Annotated in this window: 7 protein-coding genes; 2 read left to right on the forward strand and 5 right to left on the reverse strand. The window is 67.4% G+C overall.

Annotated elements, in window-relative coordinates:
• Position 1 precedes the first annotated feature (1 nt).
• Genes pcnB through hda form a run of 3 tightly spaced genes read right to left on the reverse strand, consistent with a single transcriptional unit; the run spans position 2 to position 2,763 of the window.
• Positions 2-1,366 carry a polynucleotide adenylyltransferase PcnB gene (pcnB, locus tag AC6LKD_RS27735; protein WP_498118051.1) on the reverse strand — a complete coding sequence of 455 codons (1,365 nt, stop codon included), beginning with the start codon at positions 1,364-1,366 and terminating at the stop codon, positions 2-4.
• Complete coding sequence (locus AC6LKD_RS27740; RefSeq protein ID WP_498118052.1) at positions 1,367-2,065, reverse strand: HAD family hydrolase; 699 nt, start codon at positions 2,063-2,065, stop codon at positions 1,367-1,369.
• On the reverse strand, positions 2,062-2,763 hold the full coding sequence (hda, locus tag AC6LKD_RS27745) for a DnaA regulatory inactivator Hda (RefSeq protein WP_013391642.1): 702 nt from the start codon (positions 2,761-2,763) through the stop codon (positions 2,062-2,064). Before hda ends, AC6LKD_RS27740 begins: the two co-directional genes overlap by 4 nt.
• A 468-nt stretch (positions 2,764-3,231) precedes the next feature.
• Between hda and purM the strand changes: the two genes are divergently transcribed.
• Positions 3,232-4,281: a phosphoribosylformylglycinamidine cyclo-ligase gene (gene purM / locus AC6LKD_RS27750; protein WP_013391643.1), complete on the forward strand. Its 1,050-nt coding sequence runs from the start codon at positions 3,232-3,234 to the stop codon at positions 4,279-4,281.
• A 61-nt stretch (positions 4,282-4,342) separates the two neighbouring features.
• Here the strand turns inward: purM and miaA are convergent, their stop codons facing one another.
• Positions 4,343-5,311: a tRNA (adenosine(37)-N6)-dimethylallyltransferase MiaA gene (gene miaA, locus AC6LKD_RS27755; RefSeq protein ID WP_013391644.1), complete on the reverse strand. Its 969-nt coding sequence runs from the start codon at positions 5,309-5,311 to the stop codon at positions 4,343-4,345.
• A 2-nt stretch (positions 5,312-5,313) separates the two neighbouring features.
• Positions 5,314-7,266, reverse strand: a complete 1,953-nt coding sequence (mutL, locus tag AC6LKD_RS27760; protein ID WP_498118053.1) for a DNA mismatch repair endonuclease MutL — start codon at positions 7,264-7,266, stop codon at positions 5,314-5,316.
• Positions 7,267-7,368: 102 nt separating this feature from the next.
• Between mutL and AC6LKD_RS27765 the strand changes: the two genes are divergently transcribed.
• Positions 7,369-8,007, forward strand: coding sequence for a VTT domain-containing protein (locus tag AC6LKD_RS27765; protein WP_013391646.1), 639 nt, complete (start codon positions 7,369-7,371; stop codon positions 8,005-8,007).
• Positions 8,008-8,158 lie beyond the last annotated feature (151 nt).

An 8,158-nucleotide genomic window follows, 5' to 3' on the forward strand; every position in this document is an offset into this window, starting at 1 on the left:
CTCAGTCGGCGCTGGGCGTGCCGCGCGACGGCGAACGGCGCGGGCGGCGGCGCTTGCGCGGGGCGGCGGCCGGCGCATCGCCGGCTTCGCGCGGCTGGCGGGCCACTTCTTCGATCATCTCGCTGCGGGTGACGTCGTCGGCGTTGGCCAGGTCCATCCACCATTGCGCCAGCACGCTATCGAATTCGCCGGCGGCGGCGCGCAGTTGCAGGAAGTCGCAGGCGGCGCGGAAGCGCGGCTGCTCGATCATGCGGTAGATGGTCTTGCCCATGCGACGTTCGAAACGCGGCTGCATGAACCAGATCTCGCGCATGTCCGACGAGAATCGGCGCTGGATGGCGAGCTTTTCGGTCTGTTCGTCCAGCACCGAATCGGCGGCCTGCGACAGCGCGGGAATGGTGTGTTCGCCCTGCGCCCGCAGCTGCTTCCAACGCGCCTCGACCTGCTGCCACAGCAGCGCGGCGAACAGGAAGCTGGGGCTGATGGTCTTGCCGGAGCGCACGCGCGCGTCGGTGCGTTCCAGCGCCAGTTCCACGAAGTGTTCGCCGCCGGGTTGCTCCAGCACCACGTCCAGCAGGGGCAGGAGGCCCTTGTGCAAGCCGTCGGCGCGCAACTGGCGCAGGCAGTCCATGGCGTGGCCGCAGGTCAGCAGCTTGAGCATTTCGTCGAACAGGCGCGAGGCCGGCACGTTGTCGATGAGCTCGGCCATGGTGCTGATGGGCTGGCGCGTGGCCGGGTCTATCGTGCCGTTGAGCTTGGCGGCGAAGCGCACGGCGCGCAGCATGCGGACCGGGTCTTCGCGATAGCGCCTGGCCGGGTCGCCGATGATGCGGACCTGGCGCTTCTTGAGGTCGGCCACGCCGTTGTGGAAGTCGATGACTTCCTCGTTGTGCGGGTCGTAATAGAGCGCGTTCATGGTGAAGTCGCGGCGCGCCGCGTCTTCTTCGTGCGAGCCGAACACGTTGTCGCGCAGGATGCGGCCGTGCTCGTCGGTCTCCTGGTCTTCCGAGGCGGGCGCGCGGAAGGTGGAGGTTTCGATGATTTCCTGGCCGAAGACCACGTGCACCAGCTGGAAGCGGCGGCCGATGATGCGGGCGCGGCGGAACAGCGGGCGGATCTGCTCGGGCGTGGCGTTGGTGGCCACGTCGAAGTCCTTGGGCTCCAGGCCCACGATCAGGTCACGCACGGCGCCGCCGACGATGTAGGCGTCATAGCCGTGCTGGCGCAGCACTTCGCAGACCTTGATCGCGTGGCGCGAGACATTGCGGCGGTCGATGCCGTGTTTGTCGCGCGCGATGCGCAACGGCCCCCGGGGTGCCGGCGCGAACAGTCGGCCGACGAATTTTTTTATGGTTTCAGTGATCATTTAGGACTTCGAATCTTCCATGTGGTCGAACAAGTCGATCACTTGCCAGCCGCGTTCCTGGGCGATACCGCGCAGGGTGGGGCTGGGGTTGGCGGCGATCGGACGGGTCACTTTTTCCAGCAGCGGTACATCGTTGACCGAATCGCTATAGAAAAACGATTCCGAAAAATCCGCAAGCCCCAATCCCATGCCGGCCAGCCAGTCGTTGACGCGCACCACCTTGCCTTCCTTGAAGCTGGGCGTGCCCAGGATGCGGCCGGTGTAGCGTCCGCGCAGGTATTCCGCGTCGGTAGCCACGAGGTGGGGCACGCCGAAGGCGCGTGCGATGGGGGCGGTGACGAAGCTGTTGGTGGCCGTGACCACCGCGCACAGGTCGCCGGCTTCCTGGTGCGATTGCACCAGGTCGCGCGCGGCGGGCGTCATGGACGGGCGGATCACTTCTTCCATGAAGGCTTCGTGCCAGGCCGCCAGGTCATAGGGCGTGTGCGCGGCCAGCAGTCCGAGCATGAACTCGGCGGCCTGCTCGGCGGTGAGCTCGCCGCGGTTGTAGCGATCCATCAGATCGTCGTTCTGGCGGCGGGCTTCGGCGGGATCCCCGGCGCGGCCCGTGCGTGCCAGATAGTCGGCCCATTGGTAGTCGCTATCCAGCGGCAACAGGGTGTGATCCAGGTCGAACAGGGCGAGACGTCGGGAGGTCATGTGCGTTGTGAATCAGGGTCTGCGAGCATGGCCCGCAACAGAGGCAGGGTGATGGGACGGCCGGTGGCCAGGGAATAACGGTCCAGCGCGTCGATCAGCTCCGCCAGCTTGCGGATGTCGCGCTCGTGGTGCGTGAGCATCCAGTTGATGATTTCGGGCGCCAGGTGCATGCCGCGCTCGGCCGCTTGGGCCGACAGGGCGGCCAGCTTGTCGGCGTCGGACAGCGGGTCCAGGCGGAACACCAGGTCCCAGCCCAGGCGCGTGCGCAGGTCCTCGCGCAGCGGCATCGACAGCGGGGCGCGGTCGCCCGCCAGCGCCAGGGCGAAGGCGCGGCCGGTGGCGGCGGATTCGCGCCAGCGGTTGTAGAGCGCGAACAGGGCGGCCTGGCGGCTGTCGTTCATACGGTGCACGTCGTCAACTGCGACGAACTTGGGCATGGGCGACTTGGAATCGGCTTCGGCCAGGCGGCGCAGCATGTTTTCGCCCGTTTCGGCGTCGATATAGACGGCGTCGGGGCGGGCGGTCAGCGCGCGCAGCAGATGGGTGCGGCCGCAGCCCGCGGCGCCCCAGATGTACAGGGCGCGGCCCGGAATCAGCGCGCGCACCGCCGCCAGCGCTTCCCCGTTGGGGCCGGCGATATAGTTGTTCAGCGATGGCGCTGGCGCGGGAAGAACGTCGAGCAGCAGCTGGCGGTTCATGGAAGCTTACAGGGTGCCGAAACGAGGCGGGTAGTACTGGTCAATACAGCTATGGGTCAATACAGCAAATCAAGACAGGCTGGCCGGGCCCGACGCCTGTGGAGTCGTTAAAACCCTTGGGGTCAAAACCTCCGGGTCAAAACCTCCGGGTCAAAACCTCCGGGTCAAAACCTCCGGGTCAAAACCTCCGGGTCAAAACCTCATACACTGGCAAAATCAATACCGGCCAACCCTACACTTTAAACCACCTCGGGTTACGGTGTCGCGTCCAGGGCCCTGGACTGGCTTGGGTTTGCGCCGATTCCGCCCTTCTTGCCGGCCTGGCCGGGCGCACCTGGGTTCGTTCCGGTCCGAACCGCTTTCACGGCGCCGCGGCGGGGACGATCCCTGCTTGCGCCCGCAACATCGTAAAATGCAGGGCGTTCCACCCAAATCCCAGCAATTGTTACATACCCCACGGCATTTCTCATGACGAATCAACCTACCGCCCCTCTGACCTACCGCGATGCCGGTGTCGACATCGACGCAGGCGACGCCCTGGTCGACCGTATCAAACCGCTTGCGGCGCGCACCATGCGTCCCGGGGTGCTGGCCGGTATCGGCGGCTTTGGCGGCCTGTTCGAAGTGCCGAAGTCGTACAAGGAACCCGTGCTGGTCTCGGGTACCGACGGCGTGGGCACCAAGCTGCGCCTGGCGTTCGACTGGAACCGCCACGACACCGTGGGTATCGACCTGGTCGCCATGAGCGTCAACGACATCCTGGTGCAAGGCGCGGAACCGCTGTTCTTCCTGGACTATTTCGGCTGCGGCAAGCTGTCGGTGGATACGGCGGCCGCGGTGGTGGGCGGCATCGCCAAGGGCTGCGAGCTGTCGGGCTGCGCGCTGATCGGCGGTGAAACCGCCGAAATGCCGGGCATGTACCCGGACGGCGAGTACGACCTGGCCGGTTTCGCGGTGGGCGCGGTCGAAAAGTCCGCCATCATCACCGGCCAGTCGATCAAGACGGGCGACGTGGTGCTGGGCCTGGCTTCCAGCGGCGCGCACTCCAACGGCTATTCGCTGCTGCGCAAGATCCTCGAACGCGCCAACGCCAAGCCCGACGACGATTTCCACGGCCAGCCGCTGGTCGACGTGGTCATGGCGCCGACCCGCATTTACGTGAAGCAGGTGCTGGCCGCGCTGGCCAAGCACGGCGCAGCCATCAAGGGCCTGGCCCACATCACCGGCGGCGGCCTGCTGGACAACGTGCCGCGCATCCTGCAGCCCGGCCTGTCGGCCCAACTGCACCGCGCCAACTGGGAAATGCCCAAGCTGTTCCAGTGGCTGCAACAGCAGGGCCAGGTCGAGGACACCGAGATGTATCGCGTCTTCAACTGCGGCATCGGCATGGTGCTGGTGGTGGATCCGGCACAGGCCGAAGCCATCGCGGCCACGTTGCGCGAGCAGGGCGAGACCGTCAGCACGCTGGGCGAAATCGTCGAGCAGAAGGAAGGCATGGCGCAGACCTTCGTGGTGTAAGCCTGGGTCTGCTCAACGAAAAACCGCGCCACGGCGCGGTTTTTTTGTGCCTGCCGGCTGGCTAGGCCCGTTCCGCCAGGGCGATGGCCATCGCGTCTATGGTCTGCGCCACGGCATCCGCCGCCAGGCAGTCGACGATGACGCGCTCGGGTTGCGCGCGCAGCCAGGTGATCTGGCGCTTGGCCAGCTGGCGCGTGGCGGCGATGCCTTGTTCGCGGGCCGTGGCCAGGTCGACCTCGCCATCCAGGTGGGACCACATCTGCCGGTAGCCCACGCAGCGCACGGAAGGCAGACCGGTGTGCAGATCGCCCCGGGCGCGCAGGGCGCGCACTTCATCGAGCAGGCCGCGGTCCAGCATGGCGTCGAAGCGTTGCTCGATGCGGGCATGCAGGGCGGCGCGGTCGGAGGGTTCCAGGCTGATGGTGAGGTACTGGTTGCCCTGGTCGGCGCGCGGGCGCTGGCCGCGCAGCAGCAGGGCGGACATGGGCTGGCCGGACAGCATGCAGATTTCCAGCGCGCGCTGGATGCGCTGGCTGTCGTTGGGCGCCAGGCGCGCGGCGGTGGGCGGGTCCAGCAGCGCCAGTTCGGCGTGCAGCGCGGGCCAGCCCTGGGTGGTGGCGCGCGCTTCGAGCTCGGCGCGCAGCGCCGGATCGGCCTGGGGCAGATCGTCCAGGCCGTCGCGCAGCGCCTTGTAGTACATCATGGTGCCGCCCGCCAGCAGCGGGATGCGCCCGCGTGCGCGGATCTCGTCGATCAGGCGCAGCGCATCGGCGACGAAGTCGGCGGCGGAGTACGACTGGATGGGATCGAGGATGTCCAGCAGATGCTGCGGCACCAGCGCCTGTTCTTCTGGCGAGGGCTTGGCCGTACCGATGTCCATGCCGCGATAGATCGTGGCCGAATCGACGTTGACGATTTCCAGCGGCCAGCGTTCGGCCAGCGCCAGGGTGGAGGCGCTTTTGCCGGCCGCGGTAGGGCCGGCCAGGCAGATCACCAGCGGCGCCGCGTTGGGGGAGGAGGACGGCGACAAGCTTATTGCCCGCGCAGGAAGAGCTTGTCCAGGTCGGACACCGACCACTGGATCCAGGTTGGGCGGCCGTGGTTGCACTGGTCGGCGCGTTCGGTGGCTTCCATCTGGCGCAGCAGGCCGTTCATCTCTTCGATGGTGAGCTTGCGGTTGGCGCGCACGGAGCCGTGGCAGGCCATGGTGGACAGCAGTTCATTGCGCTGTTCGGTCAGCAAGCGGGAAACGCCCACCGCGCCGAGATCGCGCAGCACGGCGCGGGCCAGCGTTTCGATGTCGCCGCGGGCCAGGATGGCCGGCACGGAGCGCACGGCGATCGAGGTGGGGCCGGACGGACGCATTTCGAAGCCGAGTTCGTTCAACTGATCTTCGAATTCCTCGACCAGCGCCACGTCCTTTTCCTGGGCGTGGAACACCACGGGCACCAGCAGGTCCTGGCGCGGCAGGCTGCGCGCGTCCAGGGCGTGCTTGAGCTGTTCGTAGACCACCCGCTCATGCGCGGCGTGCATGTCCACCAGCACGATGCCGCGGCGCGTCTGCGCCAGGATGTAGATGCCGTGCAGCTGCGCCAGCGCCATGCCCAGCGGATGTTCCTCGTCGGCGGGCAGGGCGGTGGCGGGAGCGGGCGCGGGTTCGCGCAGCGGCGCCGTCTTGGCGGCCGAGTCGTCATCGAGCGGCCGGTAGAGCGATTGCCAGTCGGCGGCCGGGATGCCGGCGGGTTCGGCATGCAGGCGGAACGGGACCTGGGTGTGTGCGCGCTGCGGCGCGGGCGAGGGCCGCAAGCCGTAGGACGACGATAAGCCGCCGCCGTTGTAGGCGGGCCTGGGCGTGTCCGCCATGGGGCTGGCGGCGGGCGCGTAGGGCGCGGCCTGCGGGGCGGCGCCCTCGGCTGAGGCGGCGGGCCTTGCCACGGTTTCGAAGCCGGCATCGTCGGCGTCGTCGTTCTGCGCCGGAGCTACAACGGCGGACGCGCCGCCGGTCTGCGCCAGCGTCTGGCCGACCGCGTGGGAAACGAACCGATGCACCGCGCCGCTGTCGCGGAAGCGGACCTCGTGCTTGGCCGGGTGCACGTTCACGTCCACGGCGGCCGGGTCGATGTCCAGGAACAGCACGTAGGCGGGCTGGCGGTCGCCATGCAGCACGTCCGCGTAGGCGGCGCGCAGGGCATGGCTGACGGTGCGGTCGCGCACGTAGCGGCCGTTGACGTAGAGATACTGGCGGTCCGCGCGCGCGCGGGCCGCGGTGGGGCGCGTGATCATGCCCGCCAGGCTGACCGTGCCGACCGAGTGCGACAGCAGCAGGCCGTGCTCGGCGAACTCCGCGCCCAGCACGTCGCGGATGCGCTGCGGCGGTTCGGCGGGCAGCCATTGGCGCTGCGCGCGGTCATGGTGGAACAGGCGGAAGGCGATCTGCGGGTGCGCCAGCGCGATGCGCTCCATGGCGTCGACGCAATGGCCGAATTCGGTGGCTTCGGAACGCAGGAACTTGCGTCGCGCCGGTACGGCGTCGAACAGCTGGCGCACGTCGACGGTGGTGCCCGGCGGGCCGGACGCGGGACTGACCTGCATGCTGCCGGCATCGATCTGCCAGGCGTGCTCGCCGTCGCGGGTACGGGAAATGATGGTGACCTGGGCCACCGAGGCGATGGAGGCCAGGGCTTCGCCGCGGAACCCCATGGACGCCACCGATTCCAGCTCGTTCAGGGAGCGGATCTTGCTGGTGGCGTGGCGCGCCAGCGCCAGCGGCAGTTCCTCGGGCGGAATGCCGCCGCCGTCATCGGTCACGGCGATGCGGCGTATGCCGCCGCCTTCCAGGCGCACTTCGATGGCGCGTCCGCCGGCGTCGATGGCGTTTTCAAGGATTTCCTTGAGCACGGACGCCGGCCGTTCGATCACCTCGCCGGCGGCGATCTGGCTGATCAGCAGGTCGGGAAGCGCAAGAATGGAGCGGCGTTCGGTCATGTGGCTGGCGTTCAGGTATGGCTATGTGGATGATTTTAGCGTCATGGGCGGGTGGGCTATAGTCGCGGACTGATATCCCATTCCGCTGGCAGGGTTGCTTCAATGCTCGAATTTTTCAATATGGTGCTCCACATCGACAAGACGCTGGGCGTCTGGGTCGCGCAGTACGGCGTGTGGGTGTACCTGGTGCTGTTCCTGATCGTTTTCGCCGAGACCGGGCTGGTCGTGTTGCCGTTCCTGCCGGGGGATTCGCTGCTGTTCATCGCGGGCGCGTTCGGCGCCACCGGGCACATCGACCCGTTCCTGATGGGGGGACTGCTGATCGTTGCGGCCATCACCGGCAATACGCTGAACTACGCCATCGGACGCTATATCGGGCCGCGCGTGTTTTCGATGAACCTGCGCTTCCTGGACCGTGGCGCGTTGATGCGCACGCACGCGTTCTATGAGAAGCACGGCGGCAAGACCATCGTGATGTCGCGCTTCATCCCCGTGGTGCGCACCTTCGCGCCTTTCGTCGCGGGCGTGGCCGACATGCCGCTGTCGCGCTTCCAGCTGTTCAATATCCTGGGCGCGCTGCTGTGGGTGGTGAGCCTGGTGGCCGCGGGTTATTTCTTCGGCAATATCCCGCTGGTGCGCGAACACCTGAACACCATCGTGCTGCTGGGCCTGGCCGCCGCCATCGTGCCGGTGATCGGGGCGGGCGTGTTCAAGCTGATCAAGGCCAGGCGCGGCGCCTGAGAGAGCGGCGGCGCGCGGCGCCGCGCCCGCGACAGGGAAGGAAAAAAGGGGGCTCTTTTACACAAATCCCCGCCCCCCAGACAGAGGGAAACCAACCCCATGCCCGCCTTTTTCTTGAAAAAAAAAAAAAAAAAAAGCACATAACTAACAA

The organism is Achromobacter sp. D7-1 (genome assembly GCF_059760445.1).